The organism is Bacillus sp. FSL R5-0560, assembly GCF_037966305.1.
Classification (GTDB): domain Bacteria; phylum Bacillota; class Bacilli; order Bacillales; family Bacillaceae; genus Bacillus; species Bacillus mojavensis.
The window spans coordinates 244126-270242 of sequence record NZ_CP150195.1 but is presented as its reverse complement, the minus strand read 5'-3'; the positions used below and the strand labels follow the sequence as shown (position 1 = coordinate 270242).

Sequence of the window (26117 nt, the reverse complement as noted above, 5' to 3'; positions counted from 1 at the left end):
AAAACACACATGTCATTACGCTTATTGTAATTGAAAAACATGTGTGTTTTACAAAATTTATTCTTTTTTCCTGTTTTCAGCTTTCTCCTGCAGCCGCTCTGCTCATCTCAGTTCAGTTTTTCTCCTTTACTTGTTCATATGTTTTTGGATAAAATCCAAAAGCGTATTCCCTTGTGCAGTAAGAATGACCCCCTTTCCGCTGCATGCCGGACAAGGTTTGCCTTCTATTTCACCGGCTCTTTCACAATGCGGACAAGCAATCTCCAGATCATCAGTTGCGATTACCATTTGAATTCCTCCTTTCCCATTGATCAAACCTGGACCACCAGCCTTCTTCCATCGGCCGTCACCTCCTTTAAGAAACACAAAAACCCCCATCCTATCAAAGGACGAGGGTCTCGCGGTACCACCTTTATTAACAGCTAAAAAGCCATTCGCTCATCAGTACAGAAAACGTCAGTTTCGATACTCCTCGCTTGGTAACGGGGAGAGAATCCCGGCATTGCCTACTATCTATTCAGCAAAGCAATTCAGAAGCCCATTCGGCATCAGGGGAGGATCGGTTCACACCTGCCACCGACTCTCTGAACCCCGCTCACTGATGCTTACTTGCTCTTCCTCACAATTGTTAATCCGTTCTTTCTTTTTTAAAATTTATAATACTCCGTCAATTCAAGGAAGTCAATTCTTAATCCAATTTAGATTGGCCAAGTGCTTCCAGAGCCATATTTATGTGCTCCTCCTGCTGTGTCTGAAGAGCGAACTTGGCAATTTCCAGCGGATACGCCGCCTGCATCTCTGAGATGTGATCCTGCATTTTTGACCATACACGGCCGCCTGCTTGATCATAGCATTCAAGCAAACGGGCTGTTTCTTTTTCTCCAAAAATCATGTGGTAAAAGACAAAATCCTTAGCTGGATCGGCGACTTTCGCTTCTGTCCAATCCAGAAGGCCTGTGATGTGTTCGGTTTGATCAATAAGGATATGCGCCGGATGGAGATCGCCGTGTATCAGCGCGGAAAAACCGGGCCAGTATGCATCATCATTGATCCACGTTTGCCATCTTTCCCAAAGCTGCTTAGATACGCCAAGCTTATTCTTTACATCATCCATAGATTGAGCTGTCATTTGCCTAAAATCTTCTGGCTTCACCACTTCTATTCCGGATAGGCCGGCAGATGTTTGATACATGCCATGTAATTCTGCCAGTATTTCGGCAAGTGTATGAATAAAACCGTCTGACGGCGGCTGATGATTCATATTCCATACATACTGTTTCTGTTCCAAATCGATCCAAGCAGCAGGCGTTCCGCTAAGCTTCGGGTAAGCGATCAATTCCGGCGTATGAATTTTCCAATCAGGCACATCAGCTGTAAGATTCACGCGGAGAAAGGCAAGCGTTCTGCCTTCTGAAGCTGCTCTTCCAACAACATCGCTTCGTCGCGGTTTTCGCAGCACCCATGGCATACCTGAATCATCCTCAGCAAATACAACATGAAAATCCATTCCCGTTTCATTCAGTTGAGCGTTATCAGAGTGAACCGTCAAACCTTGATTGCGCGCAAGGGCGACAATTTCAGTGATAAGCTGCCTTTCGATAGGGTTTGTCATCTCTTTTCCCCTTTCTCATATTCCGCCTGTCGTTAGAGAGAAGGGATGTTTTTAAGGAACAAAAAAAGAGGGCAGCATCGCCACCCTCTTTTCATGACCATATAAGGGTACATACATAGGCAGATTCATCCCGATTCCCCGCATCCAGGCGAGAGTCGTTCACTATTGAATTCGTGTCAATCGGAATCTAATGAATGCCATGTCAGAACCCCTCCGTTCATTGTACGTTGATTTTCATTTTACATCATATTCCAGTGTTAATCTACTATAAAAAATGAATCAAGTCACAGGCGCGGGATTAAACAAACACAAATCATTGTGAAGGCCCCAATGGTCCGCCCATGTTTGTTTCCTGCCGCTCGCTACATCTATGATCATCCGAAAAATCTCCCAGCCGACTTCTTCGATACTGGCCTCTCCGGTAGCGATTCGCCCGGCATTGATATCGATTAAATCCGCCCAATGCTCTGTTAATGAATGGCGTGTAGATACTTTCAGCACCGGCGCAGCAGCCAATCCATATGGTGTTCCTCTGCCTGTCGTAAAGACCTGCAGATTCATGCCTGCCGCCAGCTGAAGGGTTCCGCACACAAAGTCGCTTGCCGGCGTCGCCGCAAACAGCAACCCCTTTTTCTCTGCCTTTTCTCCAGGCCCGAGCACACCCGAAATGGGACTTGTGCCTGACTTTGCTACCGATCCTAATGCTTTTTCCACCACATTGGATAAACCGCCTTTTTTATTGCCAGGTGACGGATTGGCGCTTCTGTCTGCTTCCCCCCGCCGCAGATAGCTGTCATACCACTTCATCTCATCGATCAGCGAACGTCCGACCTCTTCGCTGACAGCCCGGGGCGTTAATAAGTGAATCGCATCCCGCACCTCAGTCACTTCAGAAAACAAGACCGTTGCGCCTGCCCGAACCAACAAATCAGCCGCATATCCCACTGCCGGATTCGCCGTCACGCCGGAAAAGGCATCACTGCCGCCGCATTGCAAGCCAATTACCAAGTCAGAAGCAGGGCAGGTTACACGGACTCTGCTGTTGAGTCTGATTAACCGCTCCTCCGCCATTTCCATGATCGAATGAATCATATTCGCAAAGCCTCGATGATCTTGAAGTGAAATGATATGATCTTTTTTCTCAGGTGCAATCCGTGCCGGGAGGAGCTTTTCACATCCTAATCCGACCACCATCACTTCCCCGCCGAAGTTCGGATGCTTTGCCAGGTTTTGAATCGTGCGGATGGGAATAACAGCGTCTGGGGCATTGATGGCCACCCCGCATCCATATTGATGATGAAGCGGCACGACATCATCGACATTAGGATATTTAGGGAGAAGCTCTTCTTTTATCCGTTTTACCGCATAATCCAGCACACCGACGACACACTGAACACTTGTGGTGATACCGAGAATGTTTTTCGTCCCCGCACTGCCGTCAGCATTTCGATATCCTTCAAACGTATAGCCTTCAAGAGGCGGCAGCGGTTTGGGCACTTTGTTTGCGAGAGGAAGATCATCTAAAGCCGGAGGAGCAGGCATTCTTACCAAGGCTTCCCGAACCCAGCTCCCTCGTTTGATCGTCTCATCGGCAAATCCGATCACCTCTCCGTAACGCACAATCTCATCCCCTTGATTGAGATCAGTTAAGGCGACCTTATGTCCTTGAGGGACATCCTCTTCAAGTACGAGCCCGCATGAAAACACAGTGCCCTTTGGCAGTCCTCCGTCATTGACGATAATCGCCGTGTTATCTGTAACATTCACTTTGATGTAAAGAGGCGTTTGGTTTTGCCTGAGGTTCATTGCCATAAGAAAATCACTCCTCATATCTTAGTAAGCGTTTTCTAAATCGGTTCAAGAAAAGCCGCAGATCTTACGTTTCAACTGCGGCTGTTTCAACAATTATTGATCATCCATACCCTTCAGAATTTTGTCACGGACAAATTTCAAATGCTCATACATGTGGTAATGAGCCTGGTAAGGGTCTCTTTTGGCAAGAGCGTCATAGATTTTTTTGTGGTATTCGACCGTTACATCCCTCTCCCTATACGGAATCTGGCTGTCGATTTTTGCATGGGTGATTAGCAGGGATTGAATCATGCCTTCGACAACGGGATTATTGGCACTTAACGCTATAATTCGATGGAATTCTTTATCTGCTTCTCCATAATTGTTGTCAGTGCTGCTGGCGATGTCGTCGATTGTTTTCTGTAAACGTTCGAGCTCATCTTCATTTATTTTTTCCGCGGCAATCGTCACCAGCCCGAGTTCTAACGCCATCCGCGCTTCAATAATAGCCGGAAGATTATCTGTCGCCAAAGCAAGCATGACGGAAAAAGGCTGCATCCCGATTTTGTCGTTGAAATACGTGCCGCCGCGGGTTTTTCTCGTGATAACACCCAGCGTCTCTAGTGAGCTAAGCGCCTCGCGAAGCACCGGTCTGCTGACATGTAAGATATCCATTAGCTCCATTTCTGTGGGCAATTTGTCTCCGGCCTTTAATTGTCCGCTTGATAGTAAATGGACAATCCGTTCAATGACTTGCTTAGCTAATGTTTTCCGATTGACTGTATCCACCTTCAGATCTTCTAAACCTTCGTACACGAACAACTCTCCTTTCAGTTGTTCAATTGTAAGACAAAATATTCGTTATGACAATATTTAGAATAAAACTTATCGCACGAGACATGGGCGCTTGCGGTCAAACTCCCAATTGCTGATCAGAAACTGCATAGGGATTGCATCATTCCGTGCGCCTAAATTCATTTTTCGATAGAGATCATGCGCTTTTTCCACTTGTTCCATATCAATGTCGATGCCAAGCCCAGGCTTATCAGGCACCTTCACACAGCCATCAGCAATTTCTAAAGGCTGTTTGGTTAAACGCTGTCCGTCCTGCCAGATCCAATGGGTATCAATCGCCGTGATTCGTCCCGGAGCAGCGGCCGCGACATGAGTAAACATGGCAAGGGAGATATCAAAATGATTATTAGAATGCGAGCCCCACGTCAGCCCCCAATCATGGCACATCTGTGCAACCCGTACCGATCCCTGCATCGTCCAGAAATGAGGATCAGCCAGCGGAATATCGACCGCATGCAGCTGAAGCGCGTGCCCCATTTCCCGCCAGTCAGTCGCTATCATGTTTGTCGCGGTCGGCAAGCCTGTCGCGCGGCGGAACTCAGCCATCACTTCACGTGCGGAATAACCATATTCCGCCCCGCACGGATCTTCTGCATACGCGAGCACATCATGCTTTCCTTTGCATAATGCAATGGCTTCCTCTAATGACCACGCCCCGTTCGGATCAAGGGTGATTCTTGCCTCTGGAAAACGTTTTGATAATGCAGTGACAGCTTTGATTTCATCCTCTCCTGACAGCACCCCGCCTTTTAGCTTGAAATCCTGAAAGCCGTAGCGCTCCTGTGCGGATTCGGCAAGACGTACAATGGCCTCAGGCGTCAGCGCTTCCTCATGGCGAAGGCGGAACCAATCGCAATCTGAGTGCTGATTGCTTTGATACGGCAATGTCGTCCGCCTTCGGTCACCGATGTAAAATAGGTAACCGAGCATCTTGACCTCATCCCGCTGCTGTCCTTCGCCCAACAAGGCCGCGACTGGTTCCTGAAGAAACTTTCCAAGCAAATCTAACAAAGCCGCTTCCAGCGCCGTAACGGCATGGACTGTAGTGCGCAAATCAAACGTCTGGATTCCGCGGCCTCCCCTGTCCTGGTCCGCAAACTGCTTTCTGACTGTTTGCAAAATCGACTGGTACGCGCCGATCGATTTACCGACAACAAGCGGCTCTGCAAGCTCCAGCGTGCGGCGAATAGCTTCTCCGCCCGGCACCTCGCCCACACCCTGATTCCCGCTGCTGTCTGTTAAGACGACAAGATTCCGGGTAAAAAACGGGCTGTGGGCGCCACTTAAATTCAGCAGCATACTGTCATGCCCCGCGACTGGAATTACTCTCATTTCAGTAATTGATGGAATATTCGATCTTTTTTCTTTTTGAACCTGTTCTTGTATGGATGAACTCATGTTTTCTCCTCCTTATAAAGCGCTTTCATAAATATTAGACAGGCAATGATTGATCGGGGTCTTGCTGTTGTTTCTTTAATACGACCCGTTTGATCGGCCCGACCAGCAGCAAATAGCTGAGAACTGCTGCAATCGCATTAGCGCCGACAAAAACGAGCGCGCCATTAAAAGATCCTGTGGCATTCACGATGTAGCCGATAATAATCGGAGTCGTAATCGAGGCGATGTTTCCGAATGTATTGAACAAACCGCCGCTTAATCCCGCACACTCTTTTGGCGACGTGTCCGACACGACAGCCCAGCCCAATGCGCCAAAGCCTTTTCCGAAGAACGCGAGTGACATGATCACAACGACGAGCCACGCTGAATCTGTATAGTTGCAGATAATCATGCTGCAAGACAGCAGCATGCCGACAATGATCGGTCCTTTTCTCGCAAAGGTGAGAGAATGGCCTTTTTTCAGTAAAAAATCAGACACGATGCCTCCAAGCACGCCGCCCGCAAATCCACACAGCGCCGGGAGGGAAGCCACAAACCCCGCTTCAAGAATGGACATTCCGCGGGCCTGAACCAAATATACCGGAAACCATGTGAGAAAAAAATAGGTGAGAGTTGTAATGCAATATTGAGCGATGTACACGCCAATCAGCATGCGGTTGGTTAATAACTGTTTGATATACGGCCATTTTGATTCTTTTTCCTGCTTGCTTTGACTGTCATCCATTGAAATTAGCCCGCCGCCTTCTTCAATGTACGCAAGCTCGGCTTTGTTAACCTTCGGATGTTTTTTCGGTTCATATACCGTTTTTAACCAGATAAAAGCCAGAAGAATTCCCGCGGCCCCCATCACTACGAAGACGGAATGCCAGCCAAAAGAGTGGGTGAGCCAGCCCATTAAAGGAGAAAAAATGACGATTGCGAAGTATTGAGCTGAGTTAAAAAAGGCTGACGCTGTACCGCGTTCGGAGCTTGGGAACCAGGAAGCAACCACTCTGCCGTTTCCGGGAAATGAAGGTGCCTCAGATAGCCCGACTAAAAAGCGCAGCGCAAACAGCAGGATAATCGCTGTGCCAGCGGTAAAAAAGCCAATCGCCCCTTGCAGCAGCGTGAAAAATGACCAGAAAAAGATGCTTAACGCAATAACCGTCTTTGAGCCAAACCGATCCAGCAGCCAGCCTCCGGGAAGCTGCCCGATGACATAAGCCCAGCCGAAAGCAGAAAACACATACCCCATAGCGACCGAGTCCAGTCCAAGGTCATGCTGGACGGAATCTCCCGTAATCGAAAGCGTCGCACGATCTGCGTAGTTAATAGACGTCACAAGAAACAGCATAAACACGATGAACCAGCGTACAGAGGTTTTTTTGCCCGCCGGCGAAACATTCGCATGGTCTTTTTTCATAATATCTTCTCCTTTGTCAAAGTAGAGAATCATATGCTGGCTGGTGATAAGGCTTGGAAAGAGACAAGCGCCTCTTTCCAGCACCTTTATTGCTTCACAAACACGGTTTTGATCGCCGTGAAAAAGTCCTTCGCAGCCTCACCCTGTTCGCGGGAGTGAGAGCTTGATTGCTTCATGCCGCCAAATGGCGCCTGAAGCTCAACCCCTGCGCTTTCTGCATTGATCCGAACAAGCCCGGCTTCAATCTCATCAACGAATGAAAGCATACGGCCGATGTTTTGCGTAAAAATAGATGCACTTAATCCGAACTTCACATCATTGGCGAGGTCTAAAGCCTCCTCCATCGTGTCCACCTTTAACAGAGCGATGACCGGCCCGAAAATTTCCTCCTGGGCAATCGCCATGTCAGATGTCACGTTGTCAAAAATGGCAGGCTGCACATAATATCCGTTTTGATACTTTCCATCCTCCAGCTTTTCTCCTCCAATCAAAAGGGAAGCGCCTTCTTGTTTGCCTTTTTCAATATACGATAGGCAATTATCAAGCTGATTTTTACTAGCAATCGGTCCCATCCAGACGTTTTCGTTCAAGCTGTCTCCAATCGTAATCTCCTTTGTGCGCTGCACCAATTTTTCTTTAAAGCGGTCGTAAATTCCGCTTTGGACAATGACACGGCTCGTTGCGGTGCACTTCTGGCCCGTTGAACGGAAAGCGCCTGTCACCACGGCTTCCGCTGCCGCTACAAGATCAGCATCATCCGCTACGATCACCGGATTTTTCCCGCCCATTTCAAGCTGATATTTGGCGCCTCTCGCTAAAGCGGCTTGCCCGATGATTTTCCCAACCTGATTCGAACCCGTGAATGTAATGGCATTGACCCCGTCATGTTCGGCAATGCCTTGGCCGACAACTGACCCTTGGCCAGTCACCAAATTGATGACTCCCGCCGGAAGCCCCGCTTCTTCAAAACAAGCAATGATCTTCGCACATGTAACGGCAGTTTCTGTTGCCGGTTTGATGACAACAGTATTGCCGTACACCAATGCCGGCGCCATTTTCCAAATCGGGATCGCGACCGGGAAGTTCCACGGCGAAATCACACCGACGACACCGAGCGGGACACGGGTTGTAAACATCAGTGCGTCTTTGTCAGTGGACGGGATGACATCGCCTGTTTTGCGCATGCCCTCGCCGGCGTAATAGCGAAGAATCGCAATGCCGCGAGCGGTTTCTCCTTTTGCTTCCGGCAGGGTTTTTCCCATTTCACGCGTCGCACATGCGGCGATGTCCTCTAAGCGCTGTTCCATAATATCGGCAGTTTTGTACAGCAATTGGCCCCGTTCTGCACCCGTCAGCTTTCTCCATCCCGTTTTTGCCTCATGGGCGGCGGCGACGGCCCGGTTTACATCGTCAGCCGTTGAACTCTGCACATAGCCGACGATGTCGTTCACATCGGCAGGATTTTCCGACTTGATCATACCGCCTGATTGAGATTTGACCCACTCTCCATTAATAAAATTGAGATATGTGTTTTTTTCCGTGATTACAGTCATGCCCATTGCCCCTTTCAGGTTTTTATGTTCGTCAAACCGTCGCGGCCTTCTTCGGGAAACGATCCGCCGCTTGCTTTAAAATGGCTTCTAATTGCTGATAATGTTCTTTTTCAACCGGCCCGACAGGCGGTCTGGCTGTATTTCTCACATTCATCCCCATAATCTCCATACCGGCTTTGATCAAGGATACCGCGTACCCTTTCCGCTGCTTCCGAATATCGTTGATCGGCAGAATGACATGCTGATAGAGTTCCTTCACTGCATCGTTGTTTCCGTTTTTCAAAGCTTCATAGAACATCCGGGAAATATGCGGAATATAATTCGAAATGGCTGAAGAATATGAGTAAAAACCGATTGGCAGGTAGGACGGCATCGTCACTTCAGCCATCGGCATTCCGTTAAGCCATCCCAAGCGGTCACCGATTGTATAGGCGAGGTTGATATTCAAATCCATGTTCCCCACTCCGTCTTTCACACCAACAAGCTGTTCAAGCTCCGTCAGCCGCTTGATCTGTTCAAGAGAAAATACGGCATTGTCGCGCTGATATAAAATGGCATTCAAGTCTGTGCTTTCAATAATCGTTTTGGCGTACTGATACAGCCCCTCCTGTTCGCCATGCACCAAATACGGAGGAAGGATCAAATAGCCGTCAGCGCCTTTTTTCTCCGATATGCGTGCCCAATCAAGCGCGGTGCTGAGATTGCCGCCCACGCCCGTATAGACCGGGACCTTTCCTCCCGCAGCCGAAACCGCGACTTCAACCATGTTTTCGTATTCTTTCTGGCTAAGGGACTGAAACTCCCCTGACCCACAGGCGATAAAAATCGCTTCCAAGCCTTCTTCCAGCAAAAACTCGATATTTTGAAACAGAGCTTCTTCCTCCAGCTTTCCTTGTGTATTAAAAGGCGCAACCGGAAAACCTAAAATCCCTTCAGGTGCTTTTCTTATACGGCTCATGTACAAAACCTCCTGTCATTTGTGTAAACAGCTCATTTGAAAGCGCTTTAAAAATGTGCGGCTGCATATCCTCTCCTTCCCGTATATCCTTTTGTTTTATTGTAAGACAAATAAACAATAAGTCAATAACTTTATTTTCTGACTCTTCATAAAAAAGTCAGAAAGCCGCGTTTTCCGCATAAAAAAACAGCCGTTGGTATCCGGCTGTTTTTTCACATACTTCTTTCTTTCATCGTTTCGTTCAAAAGCTTCGCTTCTAAAAAAAATACGTGGATAAATTTTTTCATATTCACTCTGGCAGGGGCGAGGGGTTTCGCATCTTTGGATTGAATTTCTTTCATTTTTTGGCTGACGACCGGGAAATCAAAGAATTTTGATGCGTAGGTTTCGAATTTAGGGTTCGAAAAATCAGTTGTGCCCAATGAGGCAAAATGGTCCAGCGAATGAATGATGGCCCTGCGGATTCGCTGTTCCGAGGCTTTCATTTCACGATTGATTTCCGTTTGTGATGCCGCAGCTCCAAGCTTTCGTTCCGCTACTTGTGTGAAAATTTGTTTTAAAGAAGGGATATTTTTTTCGTAAGGCTCAGATTGTTCATGCTCAGCTAAATACTGAAGGACCGCCATCATATCATGAGCGCCGCCTTCACCCATCATGCCGAGCTCGGATAGCAAGAATGTTCCCGCTTCTTTTAAGCTGTTGTCATTTTTATACTGAGACCGTGCTTTTCGTTCGGTTCGGTTGACCAGCCGGCTTAAAGAGTTTTGGATATCTCCGATCGAGTTTTCAAGCTGAATCCGTTCCTTCACCTTTTGCAGAACAGTTACAATTTCAATACGGTTTATCGGTTTATGAATAAAATATTCAATGCCGAGAGAATACGCTTCTCCGACCATTTCTTTAGCTTCCACTTGTGAGATCATCACGATTTTCCCAGAATAATAGTCCTTGATTCGGCGTATGGTCTCAATTCCGTCCCGCCCGGGCATTAATAAATCGATTAATAAAATATCAATCTGCTTAAATTGCAATATATGCCCTTCCACTTGGCTTCCGTCTTCCGCTTCACCCGCAGCCTCTCCAAGATCCTCATCCTCTATGATCTGCCTTAAAATTGACCGTACCGCACGGTCATCATCAGCGATAAAAAAACGCATATTATCTGTTCATCCTTTCTGAATCAAATGCCTGGCAGGCAGCCTGATGGTAAAGACCACTCCTTGCTGCTGGTTGTGAAACTTAATGTTTCCCTCAAGCTCTGTCACGATTTCCTTGACGTAGGAAAGCCCAATTCCGGTTGAAGGTGTGCCAAACTCGTCATACGTTGAGGTAAAGCCCGGATCAAACACAATATCTCCTATTTTCTCCGAAATGCCGGGACCATTGTCTTCCACCTGAAATTCTATCATACTCTCATCTGGCTTTCGGAGCCTCAGGCTGACCGTTCCCTCATCCCCCATTGCCTCAACTGCGTTTGCCGTCAAATTATTAATGATAGAAAGAACGATAAATACATGATAATCATCGTGCTCCCCCTCTATTGAACAATGAAAATTGATCTGTTTGCCCAATGATTCAGCGTACTTTTCATTCATTCGAATAACAAGCCGGAAAAGGTCAGAGGCATTCATATAATCTTTAAAACTTTCATTGGAAATCAGTTTCGAAAGCCCGGCGAATATCCTCTGGTTGTCCTTTTTCACTTCATGAATTTCCCCGGCCAGCCTTAAGATCCTGCCGCCGAGCTGATCGTCCTTGCCCTTTACTTCCCGGTAGAGCTGATAGGATTCGTTTGTCACATGCTCTGTCGTTTTCAGCGTCTTTTTTAAATGCACTGTTTCTTCATATAAATTCGACACGATCATCAGCATGTGCTCATTTTGCCGCCTTGTCTGCTTTTCTCTGGACTGCGTTTCATACAGTTTCAGCACGTTAAAAAAGCTGATCACAATAAATGTATGAGAAATCGCAACGACCGCGATATCCGTTATTTTCTCAGGCGTCACCACTGTATGAAAAATAAGAAACTGAACAACCAGCTCGACGCTATCGGAAGCAATTTCAATCATAAATCCGTAAAAACCGAGCATAACCGGCCGATCACGATAGCGGTTCGCCCGCAACACATAAAACAGACATGCAAACGTCATGTAAAAGAAAAAGCCTGACGCTTGATCATACAGGATTGGAATCAGTCCAGCGTGTCTTCCGTCCCATAATTCCAATAAGACACGAAATACGAAAACCGATGTTCCAGTCAAAAACCCCGGCAATACAGCGGACACATGCCGCAGCAGCACTAAGAAAAAGAAAAAAGCCGGCGCGCCGAAGCTGATTCGGAACTCTTCATTGAGGGGATAAAATTTCAGTTCGCCTGCAAGCGGCACAGTAATCAGCATGAGCGCCAGTATATATGCGTCTTTCTCAAAAAAACGTTCCAGTTTAATTATGATCACATCCTCATTTTTATTTTGAGGAAAGGACAAAAAACCTGCAAATTTCTTTCGACCCAGTATGTAAGCTTTTTATAAAACCAACGGCTTATTTTCGAAAATTTTTTGTCGTATTTTGTATGATTCTGTAGTCTCTATTATACAGTTATGATACCTTTCCGCACTCATGAAAGCGTTTAACGCCTCGTCTGTCTTCGATTATACTCCGCCTCAGTCCCAAATAGCTAAAACAGATAGGAGGAATTTGATGAAAGAACTGATAAAAGAACGCCCGGAAGAAAAGAACCTGGCGTCGCAGCTGTATGAATGGGTAGAACATTACCGCCCCTTTGCCGCCAATGGACAAAGCGCAAATTATATCCCCGCGTTAGGAAATGTCAATGACTCACAGCTCGGCATTTGTATATTGGAGCCTAATGGAGCAATGATACATGCCGGCGATTGGAACGTCCCTTTTACCCTGCAAAGCATTTCAAAAGTCATCAGCTTTATCGCTGCGTGTATGAGCCGCGGCATTCCCTATGTGCTTGACCGCGTCGATGTCGAGCCGACAGGTGACGCCTTTAATTCCATCATCCGTCTCGAAATGCACAAGCCCGGAAAACCGTTTAACCCCATGATTAACGCGGGTGCCATTACCATCGCCTCGCTTCTTCCGGGAGAGACAGCCCGCGATAGGCTGGAGTATCTGTATTCTGTCATTGAAACATTAATAGGGAAACGGCCCAGAATACATGAGGAAGTTTTCCGGTCTGAATGGGAAACCGCCCACCGCAACAGGGCACTGGCCTACTACTTAAAAGAGACAAACTTTTTAGAAGCCGATGTGGAAGAAACGCTCGAGGTGTACCTGAAGCAATGCGCCATGGAAGGCACGACAGAAGACATTGCATTGATCGGCCTGATCCTTGCTCATGACGGTTATCACCCGATTCACCGCCAGCAGGTGATCCCGAAAGATGTAGCAAAGCTCGCCAAGGCTTTAATGCTGACATGCGGTATGTATAATGCCTCCGGCAAATATGCGGCATTTGTCGGGGTGCCGGCCAAAAGCGGTGTCTCTGGCGGCATCATGGCGCTGGTTCCCCCAAGCGCCAGGAGAGAGCAGCCTTTCCAAAACGGATGCGGCATCGGCATTTACGGGCCTGCCATTGATGAATACGGCAACAGCCTGACTGGCGGCATGCTGCTGAAGCACATCGCACAGGAGTGGGAACTCAGCATTTTTTAAAATAAAAAACGAGGTGATTGTATGCAGCAATTCCTGGAACATATCGTCGGTTTCGCAAATGATTTTTTGTGGTCAAAGCTATTAATTGTATTGCTTCTTTCTCTGGGAATCTATTTTACGTTCAGGCTTAAATTTTTACAGGTTCGCATGCTGAAGGAAATGGTCAGGGTGTTAAAGGAAGGCGCTGCATCCCGCTCTAAAAACAGCATCTCTCCGTTTCAAGCGTTTTGTATCAGCATGGCAGCTCGTGTCGGCACCGGAAACATTACGGGTATTGCCATTGCGATTGCGCTGGGCGGGCCCGGTGCGATTTTCTGGATGTGGATTATTGCCATTATCGGGTCAGCGTCAAGCTTTGTCGAAAGTACACTGGCTCAAATTTATAAGGTGAAAGATGCAAACGGCTTCCGTGGCGGTCCTGCTTATTATATGGAAAAAGGACTGAACAAAAGATGGATGGGCGCCTTGTTCGCCGTTTTAATCACGCTGTCGTTCGGTATCGTCTTTAACTCGGTTCAATCAAATACGGTCAGTCTCGCGTTTGAAAACGCGTTCGGCACAAACCGCCTGACACTTGGACTCATCTTAATTGCTGTGTTTGGAACGATTATCTTTGGCGGAGTCAAACGCATCGCAAAACTGGCTGAATATATTGTTGTTGTTTTGGCTGTCCTGTATATCGGAGTCGCTTTTTTCGTGATTCTCACAAACATCACCCAGCTACCTGCCGTTTTTGCGCTAATTGTCAAAAACGCGTTTGGATTTGACCAGGCGGCCGGCGGCGCTTTGGGAGCGGCTTTAATGCAGGGTGTCAGACGGGGGATTTTTTCAAACGAAGCGGGAATGGGAAGCGCACCAAATGCCGCTGCCACCGCGACGACAAGCCATCCTGTAAAACAAGGGCTGATCCAGGCATTTGGTGTGCTTACTGATACGCTAGTCATTTGTACAAGCACGGCCTTTATCATCCTGTTTTCAGACGCCTATCATACCCCGGGACTGAGCGGAATCGCCTTAACTCAAGCCTCTCTCAGCTCCCATATCGGACCATGGGCATCAGGCTTTCTCGCCATCCTGATCCTCTTATTCGGATTCTGTGCCTTGATCGGCAACTATTATTACGGCGAAACCAATATCGGCTTTTTGAACAAAAGCAAAAAACTGATATTCGTCTATCGCATCGGCGTGCTTGCAATGATCGTGTTTGGCTGTGTGGCCAAGGTGCAGCTTGTATGGGATTTGGCTGATTTGTTTATGGGCTTGATGGTCGTCGTCAACTTAATCGCCATTTTCTTATTATCGAAGGTGGTTTTTGCGGCTCTCCAGGACTATACCCGGCAGAAAAAAGCGGGCAAAGACCCTGTTTTTTATAAAGATGTCATAAAAGATCATGAGCGGATTGAATGCTGGGAGCTTTCAGAAACTTCTGCTGATCCTCATAACAAACAAATATCGTAATGCATGCAGAAGGTGTTCAGATCAATGGAATCTGAACACCTTTATCATTCGTTTGATTGACAAACGTTAAGACGTCCTTTACCATTTTCATATCTTTTCAAAAAATCAGAAAGAAGGATCAGAACAGCCTATGAATCCAATTCAGCATCTATTAGATACATACCCGCTTATCGTGTTAGACGGCGCGATGGCAACCGAGCTTGAACGTAAAGGCTGCGACTTGAATGACAGTCTTTGGTCGGCAAAAATCCTGATGGAGCGGCCGGAGCTGATCAAACAAGTTCATGCCGATTACTTCGCTGCAGGCGCCGACTGTGCGATCACCGCCAGCTATCAGTCTACGTTTGAAGGCTTCGCCGCACGCGGGCTCAGCGAAGCGGAAGCCCGCCGGCTTATCCAGATGTCCGTCAGCATCGCGGCCGAAGCCCGTGATGAATTTTGGGCACAGAAAGAAAACCGTTTGAATCGGCCAAAACCGATCGTTGCGGCCTCTGTCGGGCCGTATGGCGCCTATCTTGCGGATGGCTCCGAGTATCGAGGAAACTACGGAATCTCTGAGGATGAGCTGGCTGAATTTCACCGCCCCCGCATGAAAGCCCTGATTGACGCCGGTGCGGATGTTTTGGCATGCGAAACGATTCCATGTCTCACTGAGGCAAAAGCAATTGTCCGCTTGCTGAAAGAATTTCCTGACACATATGCGTGGTTCAGCTTCAGCGCAAAAGACGGTCTGCATATCAGTGACGGAACCCCTGCCGCTGACTGCGCGTCATGGCTTGATCAGCACAGCCAAGCGGCGGCGGTCGGCATCAACTGCACTCCGCTTCAGCATATCTCTTCATTAATAGCTGAGCTAAAGAAGAACACATCTAAACCGATTATCGTCTATCCGAATTCAGGCGAACAGTATGATCCGGACACCAAAACGTGGAACGGCGCAGCATGCGGCGAGCCTTACGGACAAAGCGCGCGCCTCTGGTTTGAAAACGGAGCAAAGCTGATCGGCGGCTGCTGCCGGACAAAACCGGAGGATATTAAAGAAATCGCCGGCTGGGCCCGGACTTTAAAAACCACTTGACTTATCGGAATTGTTTGTATATTCTAACTTAAAAGCCGGCTTGCCGGAATCTCGTGTCCCCCGCTGACATGAGATTTTTTATTAGGAAGACATCAAATCGCCGTATAGAAAGTTGGAAAAAGATGAAACCCGCTCACAACAAGAATGAGACAAACTTTCAGAGAAGTATGAAAAGCAGACACCTCTTTATGCTTTCATTAGGAGGCGTCATTGGAACCGGTCTGTTCTTAAGCTCAGGCTATACCATTCAGCAGGCAGGCCCTGCCGGAACCATACTTGCGTACTTAGTCGGCGCGGGAATTGTCTATTTGGTCATGCTGTGCCTTGGCGAATTGTCTGTAGCCATGCCAGTGACAGGCGCGTTTCATACCTATGCAGCAACATACATAGGACCGGGCACAGGTTTTACGGTCGCTTGGCTGTACTGGCTCACATGGGCCGTTGCATTGGGATCTGAATTCACAGCGGCAGGCCTGTTAATGCAGCGCTGGTTCCCCGATACGTCTGTTTGGATGTGGAGCGCCGTTTTTGCTTTGTTGATTTTCCTGCTGAACGCGTTTTCGGTCAAGTTTTTCGCTGAATCAGAGTTTTGGTTTTCCAGCATTAAAGTATTAGCCATCGTATTATTTATTCTTTTAGGCGGCTCCGCAATGTTCGGCATCATCCCGATCAAAGACGGGGGCGCTGCTCCGATGCTGTCAAACTTCACAGCGGAAGGCGGGCTCTTTCCGAATGGATTTGTCCCCATTTTCATGACCATGCTGTCTGTCAACTTTGCCTTCTCAGGAACTGAGCTGATCGGAATTGCCGCGGGAGAAAGCGTCGATCCCGACAAGACCATACCAAAAGCGATTAAAACAACGGTCTGGCGTCTCTCACTCTTCTTTATCGGAACCATTTTTGTACTCTCAGGGCTGATTCCGATTCAAGAAGCGGGCGTTATCAAAAGCCCATTTGTTGCAGTCTTTGACAGAGTCGGTGTACCGTACGCAGCTGACATCATGAACTTTGTCATTCTGACAGCCATCCTGTCAGCCGCTAATTCCGGACTTTACGCATCGTCCCGTATGCTTTGGTCACTGTCAAAAGAACAGACGCTTCACCCAACATTTGCAAAGCTGACATCAAAGGGAATTCCGCTAAACGCGCTGGTGTTCAGCATGATCGGCGGCATCCTGTCATTACTGTCCAGCGTATTTGCGCCAGACACGGTGTACGTTATACTCGTATCGATTTCCGGCTTTGCCGTCGTTGTCGTTTGGATGGGCATCGCCGCTTCTCAATTCATGTTCAGAAAACGTTATCTGGAAGCGGGAAACAAGGTCACGGATTTGAAATACCGTACGCCTTGGTACCCATTTGTGCCGATTGCCGCATTTCTTTTATGTCTGGCATCCGTAATTGGCATTGCCTTTGATCCGAATCAAAGAATCGCGTTATATTGCGGTGTGCCGTTTATGGCCATCTGCTATGCGGTGTATTACACGAAAAACCGCAAAAGCCGTCCGGCCGCCGATATGACCCATTCAAAATAAAAGAACCTGCCCCAAGGCAGGTTCTTTTTCTATCCTCATACTTCCACTGTCCAATGAAACGGATCTTTCACTTTTCCAAGCTGAATGTCGGTTATCGTTTGATACAGCTTTTTTGAAATTTCTCCTATTTGCCTGTCGTTCACAATCACCGTTCTTCCATGGATATTGAGTTCGCCGACAGGCGTAACAACTGCAGCCGTACCTGTGCCGAATACCTCTGTCAATTCCCCTCGTGCGGAGGCTGCATAAATATCATCGATCGATATCTTTTCTTCCCGGACCGGGATGCCCCAGCTTCGGATCAGCTCAATAGCAGAAGCTCGTGTAATCCCGCTCAAAATGCTTCCGCTTAATGCAGGAGTCACAACCTCTCCATTTATGACGAAAAAGATATTCATGCTCCCTACCTCTTCCGCGTATTTCTTTTCAATGGCATCCAGCCACAGCACCTGATCATAGCCTAATTCATTCGCCTTCTGCTGCGCCTGAAGACTCGCCGCGTAATTTCCTGACGTCTTGGCATTTCCGACTCCGCCATTGACTGCCCGCACAAACTCATCTTCCACATAGATGTTAATCGGTTGCAGCTGATCGCCATAGTAAGAGCCGACAGGCGAAAGCACGATCATAAATGTATAGTTTTTTGACGCCTTTACACCGAGACTCGGTTCAGTGGCAATAACAAACGGACGAATATACAGCGACGTTCCCTTTTCCCTCGGGACCCACTCTTTTTCCAGCTCGACCAATTGCGTCAGTGCCTCCAGCACCAGCTCCTCGTCTAGAGGAGGCATACTCATTCGCTGACATGATCTGTTCAGCCTTTTGATATTTTGCTCCGGCCTGAACAGCAGCACCCTGCCATCTTCAGTTCTGTATGCCTTCAAGCCTTCAAAGACAGCCTGGCCGTAATGAAAAACAGAAGAAGACGGATCGAGCATAATCGGTGCATAAGGAGTAAGTCTAGGATGATGCCAGCCCTTTTCCTCCTCATAATCCATCACAAACATATAATCTGTAAAATATTTGCCGAACCCTAAGGATGATGGGTCTGGTTTTTCCTTCTTTGATGTGATTTTCTCTCGTTCAATAAGCTTGTTCACTGATAAGCACACCTTTCCAGATTAATTTGTTTAAATTTTCTGTCAATTTTGAGCTGCAGATCGGTAATGCCATTCTTTTTTTACAGGCGGTTTTCCGTTCTCATATGGTATAAGAGGGCTCAATTATAAATGTCAGAATATTCTCTATCGTCTTCGGCTATTATACACTACATTTCGTGTAAGATGAAGGTGAAGTTAAAGAAAAAACAGCCAGAGATTTTTCCGGCTGTTTTGGTTAAACTGCTAAAAACAAAATGACAGCATGACAAATCAGCAGAATATAAACCGCGATCCCTAACTGCCAGTTGACCTTCCGCGCCAATGCAAAAACAATCATCAAGGCCGGCAAGATCGCTGTTCCAGCCAGCTTATTGACCGTCGAATCCGGGCTGTTCGTTGCATCATAATGAATCGGCATATCTGCCGGAAGAAATGGATAAAAGACCATAGAGAGTATGACAGCCGCAATGACAGACCCCCACACCACTTTTTCATTCATCAATAGAAACATAGAACCATTCCTCCTCATCACATTCCTAAAACAATAAAACGTTCTTTATCTCCCATTGCTTTACGATTGATATGACTGTTCTACGGTGAATTTCGTTCGGTCTCCTCTTGTAATAATTTGAGCATATTCTACTACTTCTTCATTTTTATCATAGGTGAGGGATTCCGATAAAAACGCAGGCGCTCCAACATTGGTTAACAGGTGTCCGCTGATCGTTTCATCCGTTAAAATCGGTTCTATCGATTCCGTACCCCTGCTGATTTCGATATTGTATTTTGTTCTTAATAATTCAAACAGAGATCCGGTGCACTCTTCCTGCACCAATCCCGGTGCCGCTTTCCAAGGTATATATGAGGTATGGTATTGCAAAGGTTCACCCTCGGCGTATCTGACTCTGACAAGCTTGTTGACAGGCTCATTCTCTTTCATTTTCAGCAGCTCGGCTATGGAATGGTCAGCAGGGATCACCACAAGTTCAAGCACTTTTGACTCAGAACGCAGCCCCCTCATTTGTTCTGCAAAACTCGTAATCTTATGCGGAATCGGCGTTTGGATTTTAGCTGCCGATACAAAAGTTCCTTTTCCCTGGATTCTCTGAATATATCCTTCAAGCTCAAGCTGCTGCAAAGCCAGCCTTACAGTTGTTCTGCTGACATCATATTGTTCGCAAAACTCACTCTCTGTCGGCAGCTGATCATTCGCCTGATACTTGCCCGACTTGATTAATTCAATGATTTTAAATTTGATAACAGAATATAAAGCTGCCATTTCATCCTCCCCATTCTGTATGTAAACCGATCTTTTTTGAATGAAACCATAATACCATCTGCTTTCCTATTTTGAAAGATTTGTATTCTCTTTTGTAACAAATTTTCAGAAAATAACGTTGACAATTTTATGATAACGGTGCTAAATTCGTAATGACAAATATCATAAATTGATCATAACAAATATGATGCTTGTCTATTCCATTGAGGGGGTGTCAGATGAAGATCATCGTTGCTGATCATTATGAAGATCTCTGTAAGTTAAGCGCTGTCATTATTAAGGAATGTGTGCAGGCTAAGAAAGATGCCGTTCTCGGCCTAGCAACAGGAAGCACGCCGGTCGGCTTGTACAAGCAACTGATTTCAGACTATCAGGCAGGCGAAATTGATTTTTCAAAGGTTATAACATTTAATTTAGATGAATACGCGGGCCTCTCTCCATCTCATCCACAAAGTTATAACAAATTTATGCACGAGCATCTTTTTCAGCATATCAATGTTCAGCCTGACCATATTCATATCCCGCAAGGAGACAACCCGCAGCTTGAGGCTGAGTGCAAAGTGTATGAGGAGCTTATCCGCCAGGCGGGAGGCATTGATGTGCAAATCCTTGGCATCGGCTCGAATGGCCATATTGGTTTTAATGAACCCGGCTCTGATTTTGAGGAGCGGACACGAATCGTCAGGCTGTCTGAAAGCACGATACAGGCAAATGCCAGATTTTTCGGCGGCGATCCTGTCCTTGTGCCGAGACTTGCCGTTTCAATGGGCATCAAAACGATCATGGAATTCAGCAAACACATTGTGTTATTAGCAAATGGCGAGGAAAAAGCGGACGCGATCCAAAAAATGGCTGAAGGCCCTGTGACACCGGAGGTACCAGCCTCGATTCTTCAACAACACAATCACGTTACCGTTATCGCCGATCCAAAAGCAGCTCAAAAACTGAAGAACTTATCATACTTATCAAACAAATAGAAGGAGACTGTTATGTTTAAAAAGGCATTTCAAATTCTGCAACAGCTTGGCCGCGCTTTGATGACTCCGGTTGCCGTCCTCCCGGCAGCGGGTCTGCTGCTCCGTTTCGGTGACAAGGATTTACTGAACATTCCTATTATAAAGGATGCGGGCGGCGTTGTATTCGATAACCTGCCGCTGATTTTCGCCGTGGGTGTCGCGATTGGTTTAGCTGGCGGCGAAGGAGTGGCCGGACTTGCCGCTGTCATCGGATACTTGATTTTAACCGTCACCCTGGATAACATGGGAAAATTACTCGGCCTTCAGCCTCCTTATGAAGGGGCCGAGCATCTGATTGATATGGGTGTATTCGGCGGCATTATCATCGGGCTGCTTGCCGCATTTTTGTACAAGCGTTTTTCATCAATAGAGCTGCATCCCGTCCTTGGATTTTTCTCAGGAAAACGATTTGTCCCGATTATTACTTCGGTCAGCTCATTGGTCATCGGCGTTATTTTCTCATTTGTTTGGCCGCTAATTCAGAACGGAATAAACGCCGCCAGCAGCTTAATTGCCGATTCAACGGTCGGCCTGTTCTTTTATGCAACAATCTATCGCTTACTGATTCCTTTTGGACTGCATCATATTTTTTATACACCTTTCTATTTTATGATGGGGGAATACACAGATCCATCAACAGGCAATACCGTAACCGGCGATCTGACAAGGTTCTTCGCAGGAGACCCGACTGCGGGACGTTTTATGATGGGGGATTTCCCTTACATGATTTTCTGTCTGCCGGCAATCGCGCTTGCCATCATCCATACCGCGCGGCCCGAAAAAAAGAAAATGATTTCCGGCGTCATGATTTCAGCAGCGCTTACGTCTATGCTCACTGGAATTACCGAGCCAGTTGAATTTGCTTTCTTGTTCGTCGCGCCTGTGCTTTATTTAATAAACTCTATTCTTGCCGGTGTCATCTTTGTCGTGTGTGATCTACTCCATGTCCGTCACGGCTACACCTTCTCGGGCGGAGGAATTGACTATGTGCTGAATTACGGGCTTTCGACAAATGGCTGGGTCGTCATTCCTGTCGGGGTCGTCTTCGCCTTCATTTATTACTATTTGTTCCGTTATGCGATTTTGAAATGGAATCTGAAAACACCCGGCCGTGAAGCAGATGAAGGTGACCAAAGTGAAGCCAAATCTCCTGTTTCAAAAGACCAGCTCGCCTTCCACGTATTGCAGGCGCTGGGCGGCCAGCAAAATATCGCCAACCTCGACGCATGTATTACAAGGCTGCGTGTCACCGTTCATCAGCCAAGCCAAGTGAACAAGGACGAACTAAAACAGCTTGGGGCGGTAGGTGTGCTAGAAGTGAACAACAACTTCCAAGCGATTTTCGGCACAAAGTCAGATGCTTTAAAAGACGATATCAAAACAATTATGGCTGGAGGCGTCCCGGCTACCGCCGCGACGCTTGATGCTGAAGCCCCGCCCCAGCAGGAGCCTCCTGCCGAAGAGTCTTTTATCTATCCGGTACAGGGAGAAATACTCTCCCTATCCGACGTGCCTGATCCAGTGTTTTCAGAAAAAATGATGGGTGAGGGTTTTGCGATTGATCCCACAGAAGGAAAAGTCGTTGCCCCCGCTGACGGCGAGATTGTATCCATATTTCCGACAAAGCACGCCATTGGCTTTACAAGCACTGGCGGCACGGAAATATTGATTCATGTCGGCATTGATACGGTGAAGCTGAACGGTAAAGGCTTTGAAGCTCATGTCACGAGCGGCCAAACCGTCAAACAAGGCGAACTGCTTCTAACCTTTGATTTGAATGACATTAAGCAGCATGCCGCTTCCGCCATAACGCCTATTATTTTCACCAATGTATCTGAGGAAGAGATGAACCGTATGAACATGAAGTAAAAAAGTCCCCCTGATGCGGGGGACTTTTTAGCCAACATAATGAAAGCGCTGTCAAAATAAATTTTTAAAAAAGGGGTTTGCATTTGATTCACGAATGGTATGAATAAGCCTCATCATATCATTCTAAAGGGGGATTCATTTGAAAAAATTTATCGCGTTTCAAATTTTAATCGCATTGGCTATCGGCGCTGTGATCGGCCACTTTTTTCCTGATTTCGGAATGGCACTCAGGCCTGTCGGTGACGGGTTTATCCGCCTGATTAAAATGATTGTCGTGCCGATTGTATTTTCTACCATTGTCATTGGAGCTGCTGGAAGCGGAAGTATGAAAAAGATGGGCAGCCTCGGCGTAAAGACCATAATCTGGTTTGAAGTGATCACCACTTTGGTGCTGGGCCTGGGACTTTTATTGGCAAATGTCTTAAAACCAGGTGTCGGGCTGGATCTTTCTCACTTAGCGAAAAAAGATATTCATGAGCTTTCCGGCTATACAGAGAAAGTCGTGGATATCAAACAAATGATCCTCGATATTATCCCGACAAACATTATTGATGTCATGGCCAGAAATGATTTACTCGCTGTCATTTTCTTTGCGATTTTATTCGGTGTTGCCGCTGCTGGTATCGGCAAAGCCTCTGAACCAGTGATGAATTTTTTTGAATCAGTCGCTCAGATTATGTTTAAACTGACGCAAATCGTCATGGTGACCGCTCCTATCGGCGTGCTTGCCTTGATGGCCGCCTCTGTAGGCCAATATGGCATCGAACTCCTCCTCCCCATGTTTAAATTAGTCGGTACTGTTTTTCTTGGTCTGTTTCTGATCCTCTTTGTCCTCTTTCCGCTTGTTGGTCTCATTTTTCACTTTAAGTATTTTGAAGTGCTGAAAATGATATGGGATCTGTTTCTGATTGCGTTTTCCACAACCAGCACCGAAACCATTCTTCCTCAGCTTATGGATCGAATGGAGAAATACGGCTGTCCGAAACGAGTGGTATCATTTGTCGTTCCCTCCGGCTTATCGCTGAATTGTGACGGATCAAGCCTATACTTATCGGTTTCCTGTATTTTCTTGGCGCAGGCCTTCAATGTAGACATGACGCTGTCACAGCAGCTTCTCATGATGCTTGTGCTTGTCATGACCAGCAAAGGCATCGCCGCTGTTCCGTCAGGCTCCCTTGTCGTCCTTTTGGCGACTGCAAACGCTGTGGGGCTGCCTGCTGAAGGCGTCGCCATTATTGCGGGCGTGGACCGCATCATGGATATGGCCCGAACTGGTGTGAATGTGCCGGGACACGCGGTCGCCTGCATCGTGGTTTCTAAATGGGAAAAGGCCTTCCGCCAAAAAGAATGGGCCGCCGCAAACGGACAAACGGAAAGCATGTAAAAAAAGAACACCTCTGCATAAGAGGTGTTCTTTCCATATTATTCAGCAGCAGCGTGCTCTTCTTTTTCAATCGCTGCAAGTCTGGCGCTAACTTCTTCCGCCGTCATATTGTGTTCTTGTGCATATAAGTTTCTTGGGTTCGTGCGGCATTCGTGGCTGCAGCTGCGCATATATTTGTACTCATTTTCCGGTGTACATATGATTTTCTTATTGCATGATGGATTTGCACAGTTGACATACCGTTCACACGGTTCACCCGTAAAGTAATCTTTCCCGACAATGACATGCTCGACACGGTTGACCGGCACGCTGATTCTTTCATCGAATACGTAGCATTGACCGTCCCAAAGCTTTCCTTGCACCTCAGGATCTTTTCCGTATGTGACGATTCCGCCGTCAAGCTGTGATACATCTTCAAAGCCTTGCTTCATCAGCCAGCCTGAGAATTTTTCACAGCGCACGCCGCCCGTGCAGTATGTCAAAATCTTTTTGCCTTCCAGCATCTCTTTATTTTCTTCGATCCACTCTGGCAATTCACGGAACGCCTCGATATCAGGACGGACAGCTCCTCTAAAATGGCCGAGATCATACTCATAATCATTACGCGCATCGAGGACGACTGTATCAGGATCCTGCATCTTTTCAAAGAATTCTTTAGGCTTCAAGTGCTTTCCTGTTGTTTCATTCGGGTCCACATCATCCTCAAGGCGAAGCGTCACAAGCTCTTTTTTATGACGGACGAACATTTTCTTGAACGCATGATTTTCTTCTTCATCAATCTTGAACACCATATCCGCAAATCGTGGATCAGCTTTCATCGCTTGCATATATTGTTCAGTCTGCTCAAACGTACCTGATACCGTACCGTTAATCCCTTCAGCTGATACAAGAATACGGCCTAACAAACCAAGCTCCTTACAAAAAGCCAGATGCTGCTCTCTAAACACCTCCGGCTCTTCAATCGGAACATATTTATAGTAAAGTAATACTCTGTATTGTTTTTCCATGATATAAACACCCTGTTCAATGATATAGTTAGTTGTTATGCACACTCTTACTATATCATACAGGAAAACATCTCAAAGATGAACACATCCGCCTAGACTGATAAAAATATCCAAACTCTTACAAACCCAGGCAGCGAGTGGGTTCGCGGAAAAACTATAGTATTTTCCATTCATTTACTAGTAAATACACCATGTATTTTTCAGATAACTATACTTATAATTCTTCCTCAAACGATAAATTAATAGGCTCATCTAAAAGCTCTCCCGGCATTACAAGATTTGTTGAAGGAACGCTCTCGTCTACCTCTTCAAAAACAACATGATCCATCCACACGTGGCCTGGTCCCGATAGCTGAACGCCGAATGAAATGACAGCACTATTTTCAGGAACATCTAATACAATAGCGTAATGATTCCAATTGGTTGTTCCTGTTATTGGTCTGTTGCTCATATTATCAAATTGAAGAACATCTTCAGCCGCACTGTCCACCCGCATCCAAAGCGATGCGAAATGCTTTACGCCTTTTGTTTTGATAAAACAAGATAAACGCAATCTTTTCCCGAGATAACGATCCGCCTTAAATTGCTGCATCATTGTCGCAAATTCCCCGACCTCCTGAACCATTGTTGACTTTAAATACCCCGACGCCTTGCCCTGATGCACATTTTCCCGATCAACCCCCATTTCAAATTGAAATGGATGACTGCCGCTTAATACCCAACCCCTCATTTTTTTCTCCATCCAAGATTCCTCCTTTTTTGCAGTAAAACGTTTCATAAATGTTCGGTATGCTCCCGGCGGCATGTGATACATTTTTTTAAAGGCCCGGGTAAACGCCTCTTGAGATTCAAACTGATAATGCAAGGCAATGTCGATAATGCGAACATCTGTATAAAGCAAAGCAGCTGCTGCATTCGCAAGACGTCTTAAACGAATATAAGAAACAACCGACATGCCAATTTCTTTTTGAAAAATCCGATGAAAATGAAATTTAGAAAAGCCTGAAACGTTTACAATATCCTTGCCAGATATCGGCTCATGCAAATGTGATTCAAGCCAATCAATGGTTTGCTGAACAGCTTTTTCATAATACATGGGACAATTTAATCTCCTTTCTGTTTCAGAATAAAAGAT

The 26117-nt window shown here is 46.7% G+C and carries 22 protein-coding genes and 1 other annotated feature; of the genes, 7 read left to right on the top strand and 15 right to left on the bottom strand.

Annotated features, from left to right (window positions below; genetic code table 11):
- Positions 1-126: 126 nt before the first annotated feature.
- The 10 genes from NST56_RS01480 to NST56_RS01435 form a co-directional block, all read right to left on the bottom strand.
- Positions 127-288 carry a tryptophan RNA-binding attenuator protein inhibitory protein gene (locus NST56_RS01480; RefSeq protein WP_010332889.1) on the bottom strand — a complete coding sequence of 54 codons (162 nt, stop codon included), beginning with the start codon at positions 286-288 and terminating at the stop codon, positions 127-129.
- A gap of 94 nt (positions 289-382) precedes the next feature.
- Positions 383-632, bottom strand: a binding site (T-box leader).
- Positions 633-688: 56 nt separating this feature from the next.
- Entirely contained in the window at positions 689-1612 is a 924-nt protein-coding gene (gene mphK / locus NST56_RS01475) for a macrolide 2'-phosphotransferase MphK (protein WP_326330786.1), read from the bottom strand.
- 279 nt (positions 1613-1891) lie between these two features.
- The gene (gene garD / locus NST56_RS01470; protein WP_339179466.1) at positions 1892-3424 is read right to left on the bottom strand and encodes a galactarate dehydratase; all 1533 of its coding nucleotides are present in this window, start codon (positions 3422-3424) and stop codon (positions 1892-1894) included.
- A gap of 93 nt (positions 3425-3517) precedes the next feature.
- Positions 3518-4219, bottom strand: coding sequence for a FadR/GntR family transcriptional regulator (locus NST56_RS01465; protein ID WP_010332886.1), 702 nt, complete (start codon positions 4217-4219; stop codon positions 3518-3520).
- Positions 4220-4288: 69 nt separating this feature from the next.
- Positions 4289-5656 (bottom strand): glucarate dehydratase, encoded by a 1368-nt coding sequence (gene gudD / locus NST56_RS01460; protein WP_339179464.1) that lies wholly within the window; start codon positions 5654-5656, stop codon positions 4289-4291.
- A 34-nt stretch (positions 5657-5690) separates the two neighbouring features.
- A complete protein-coding gene (gene gudP, locus NST56_RS01455; protein WP_268448908.1) occupies positions 5691-7058 on the bottom strand; it encodes a glucarate transporter GudP in 1368 nt (455 codons plus the stop codon).
- A gap of 86 nt (positions 7059-7144) precedes the next feature.
- Entirely contained in the window at positions 7145-8611 is a 1467-nt protein-coding gene (gene gucD / locus NST56_RS01450) for an alpha-ketoglutaric semialdehyde dehydrogenase GucD (RefSeq protein WP_339179461.1), read from the bottom strand.
- Positions 8612-8642: 31 nt separating this feature from the next.
- The gene (kdgD, locus tag NST56_RS01445) at positions 8643-9569 is read right to left on the bottom strand and encodes a 5-dehydro-4-deoxyglucarate dehydratase (protein WP_010332881.1); all 927 of its coding nucleotides are present in this window, start codon (positions 9567-9569) and stop codon (positions 8643-8645) included.
- Positions 9570-9781: 212 nt separating this feature from the next.
- Entirely contained in the window at positions 9782-10726 is a 945-nt protein-coding gene (locus NST56_RS01440; RefSeq protein ID WP_010332880.1) for a DNA-binding domain-containing protein, read from the bottom strand.
- Between the two features lie 9 nt (positions 10727-10735).
- A complete protein-coding gene (locus tag NST56_RS01435; RefSeq protein ID WP_168749344.1) occupies positions 10736-11968 on the bottom strand; it encodes a sensor histidine kinase in 1233 nt (410 codons plus the stop codon).
- 301 nt (positions 11969-12269) lie between these two features.
- Here NST56_RS01435 and NST56_RS01430 point away from each other — a divergent pair, with 301 nt between their 5' ends.
- The 4 genes from NST56_RS01430 to mmuP all read left to right on the top strand — a co-directional run bounded on the left by NST56_RS01430 (position 12270) and on the right by mmuP (position 17324).
- Positions 12270-13253: a glutaminase gene (locus tag NST56_RS01430; protein WP_168746846.1), complete on the top strand. Its 984-nt coding sequence runs from the start codon at positions 12270-12272 to the stop codon at positions 13251-13253.
- Between the two features lie 21 nt (positions 13254-13274).
- Complete coding sequence (locus NST56_RS01425) at positions 13275-14711, top strand: alanine/glycine:cation symporter family protein (protein ID WP_024120080.1); 1437 nt, start codon at positions 13275-13277, stop codon at positions 14709-14711.
- A gap of 130 nt (positions 14712-14841) precedes the next feature.
- Positions 14842-15789: a homocysteine S-methyltransferase gene (mmuM, locus tag NST56_RS01420; protein ID WP_339179454.1), complete on the top strand. Its 948-nt coding sequence runs from the start codon at positions 14842-14844 to the stop codon at positions 15787-15789.
- A 122-nt stretch (positions 15790-15911) separates the two neighbouring features.
- The gene (gene mmuP, locus NST56_RS01415; protein WP_268506199.1) at positions 15912-17324 is read left to right on the top strand and encodes an S-methylmethionine permease; all 1413 of its coding nucleotides are present in this window, start codon (positions 15912-15914) and stop codon (positions 17322-17324) included.
- A gap of 35 nt (positions 17325-17359) precedes the next feature.
- Here the strand turns inward: mmuP and NST56_RS01410 are convergent, their stop codons facing one another.
- From NST56_RS01410 to gamR, 3 genes are all read right to left on the bottom strand, one after another.
- Positions 17360-18427, bottom strand: coding sequence for a branched-chain amino acid aminotransferase (locus tag NST56_RS01410; RefSeq protein WP_168746842.1), 1068 nt, complete (start codon positions 18425-18427; stop codon positions 17360-17362).
- A 235-nt stretch (positions 18428-18662) separates the two neighbouring features.
- Positions 18663-18938 (bottom strand): DUF1648 domain-containing protein, encoded by a 276-nt coding sequence (locus tag NST56_RS01405; RefSeq protein ID WP_168746841.1) that lies wholly within the window; start codon positions 18936-18938, stop codon positions 18663-18665.
- Between the two features lie 60 nt (positions 18939-18998).
- A complete protein-coding gene (gamR, locus tag NST56_RS01400) occupies positions 18999-19706 on the bottom strand; it encodes a transcriptional regulator GamR (RefSeq protein ID WP_010332873.1) in 708 nt (235 codons plus the stop codon).
- Between the two features lie 218 nt (positions 19707-19924).
- Between gamR and nagB the strand changes: the two genes are divergently transcribed.
- The 3 genes from nagB (at position 19925) to gltP (ending at position 23975) form a co-directional block, all read left to right on the top strand.
- Positions 19925-20683, top strand: coding sequence for a glucosamine-6-phosphate deaminase (gene nagB / locus NST56_RS01395; protein ID WP_229149612.1), 759 nt, complete (start codon positions 19925-19927; stop codon positions 20681-20683).
- 12 nt (positions 20684-20695) lie between these two features.
- A complete protein-coding gene (gene ptsG, locus NST56_RS01390) occupies positions 20696-22591 on the top strand; it encodes a glucose-specific PTS transporter subunit IIBC (RefSeq protein ID WP_339179447.1) in 1896 nt (631 codons plus the stop codon).
- Positions 22592-22730: 139 nt separating this feature from the next.
- Positions 22731-23975 carry a glutamate-aspartate/proton symporter GltP gene (gene gltP / locus NST56_RS01385; RefSeq protein WP_101860214.1) on the top strand — a complete coding sequence of 415 codons (1245 nt, stop codon included), beginning with the start codon at positions 22731-22733 and terminating at the stop codon, positions 23973-23975.
- A 38-nt stretch (positions 23976-24013) separates the two neighbouring features.
- Here gltP and NST56_RS01380 read toward each other — a convergent pair whose 3' ends face one another.
- A complete protein-coding gene (locus tag NST56_RS01380) occupies positions 24014-24982 on the bottom strand; it encodes a rhodanese-related sulfurtransferase (RefSeq protein ID WP_010332869.1) in 969 nt (322 codons plus the stop codon).
- A gap of 214 nt (positions 24983-25196) precedes the next feature.
- Positions 25197-26078: an AraC family transcriptional regulator gene (locus NST56_RS01375; RefSeq protein ID WP_268506197.1), complete on the bottom strand. Its 882-nt coding sequence runs from the start codon at positions 26076-26078 to the stop codon at positions 25197-25199.
- Positions 26079-26117: the final 39 nt, after the last annotated feature.

Coding starts and splice junctions, on each gene's coding strand:
- NST56_RS01480 (WP_010332889.1), bottom strand. CDS start 288: ATGGTAATCGCAACTGATGATCTGGAGATTGCTTGTCCGCATTGTGAA.
- mphK (WP_326330786.1), bottom strand. CDS start 1,612: ATGACAAACCCTATCGAAAGGCAGCTTATCACTGAAATTGTCGCCCTT.
- garD (WP_339179466.1), bottom strand. CDS start 3,424: ATGGCAATGAACCTCAGGCAAAACCAAACGCCTCTTTACATCAAAGTG.
- gudD (WP_339179464.1), bottom strand. CDS start 5,656: ATGAGTTCATCCATACAAGAACAGGTTCAAAAAGAAAAAAGATCGAAT.
- gudP (WP_268448908.1), bottom strand. CDS start 7,058: ATGAAAAAAGACCATGCGAATGTTTCGCCGGCGGGCAAAAAAACCTCT.
- gucD (WP_339179461.1), bottom strand. CDS start 8,611: ATGACTGTAATCACGGAAAAAAACACATATCTCAATTTTATTAATGGA.
- kdgD (WP_010332881.1), bottom strand. CDS start 9,569: ATGAGCCGTATAAGAAAAGCACCTGAAGGGATTTTAGGTTTTCCGGTT.
- NST56_RS01440 (WP_010332880.1), bottom strand. CDS start 10,726: ATGCGTTTTTTTATCGCTGATGATGACCGTGCGGTACGGTCAATTTTA.
- NST56_RS01435 (WP_168749344.1), bottom strand. CDS start 11,968: ATGCTGATTACTGTGCCGCTTGCAGGCGAACTGAAATTTTATCCCCTC.
- NST56_RS01430 (WP_168746846.1), top strand. CDS start 12,270: ATGAAAGAACTGATAAAAGAACGCCCGGAAGAAAAGAACCTGGCGTCG.
- NST56_RS01425 (WP_024120080.1), top strand. CDS start 13,275: ATGCAGCAATTCCTGGAACATATCGTCGGTTTCGCAAATGATTTTTTG.
- mmuM (WP_339179454.1), top strand. CDS start 14,842: ATGAATCCAATTCAGCATCTATTAGATACATACCCGCTTATCGTGTTA.
- mmuP (WP_268506199.1), top strand. CDS start 15,912: ATGAAACCCGCTCACAACAAGAATGAGACAAACTTTCAGAGAAGTATG.
- NST56_RS01405 (WP_168746841.1), bottom strand. CDS start 18,938: ATGTTTCTATTGATGAATGAAAAAGTGGTGTGGGGGTCTGTCATTGCG.
- gamR (WP_010332873.1), bottom strand. CDS start 19,706: ATGGCAGCTTTATATTCTGTTATCAAATTTAAAATCATTGAATTAATC.
- nagB (WP_229149612.1), top strand. CDS start 19,925: ATGAAGATCATCGTTGCTGATCATTATGAAGATCTCTGTAAGTTAAGC.
- ptsG (WP_339179447.1), top strand. CDS start 20,696: ATGTTTAAAAAGGCATTTCAAATTCTGCAACAGCTTGGCCGCGCTTTG.
- NST56_RS01380 (WP_010332869.1), bottom strand. CDS start 24,982: ATGGAAAAACAATACAGAGTATTACTTTACTATAAATATGTTCCGATT.
- NST56_RS01375 (WP_268506197.1), bottom strand. CDS start 26,078: ATGTATTATGAAAAAGCTGTTCAGCAAACCATTGATTGGCTTGAATCA.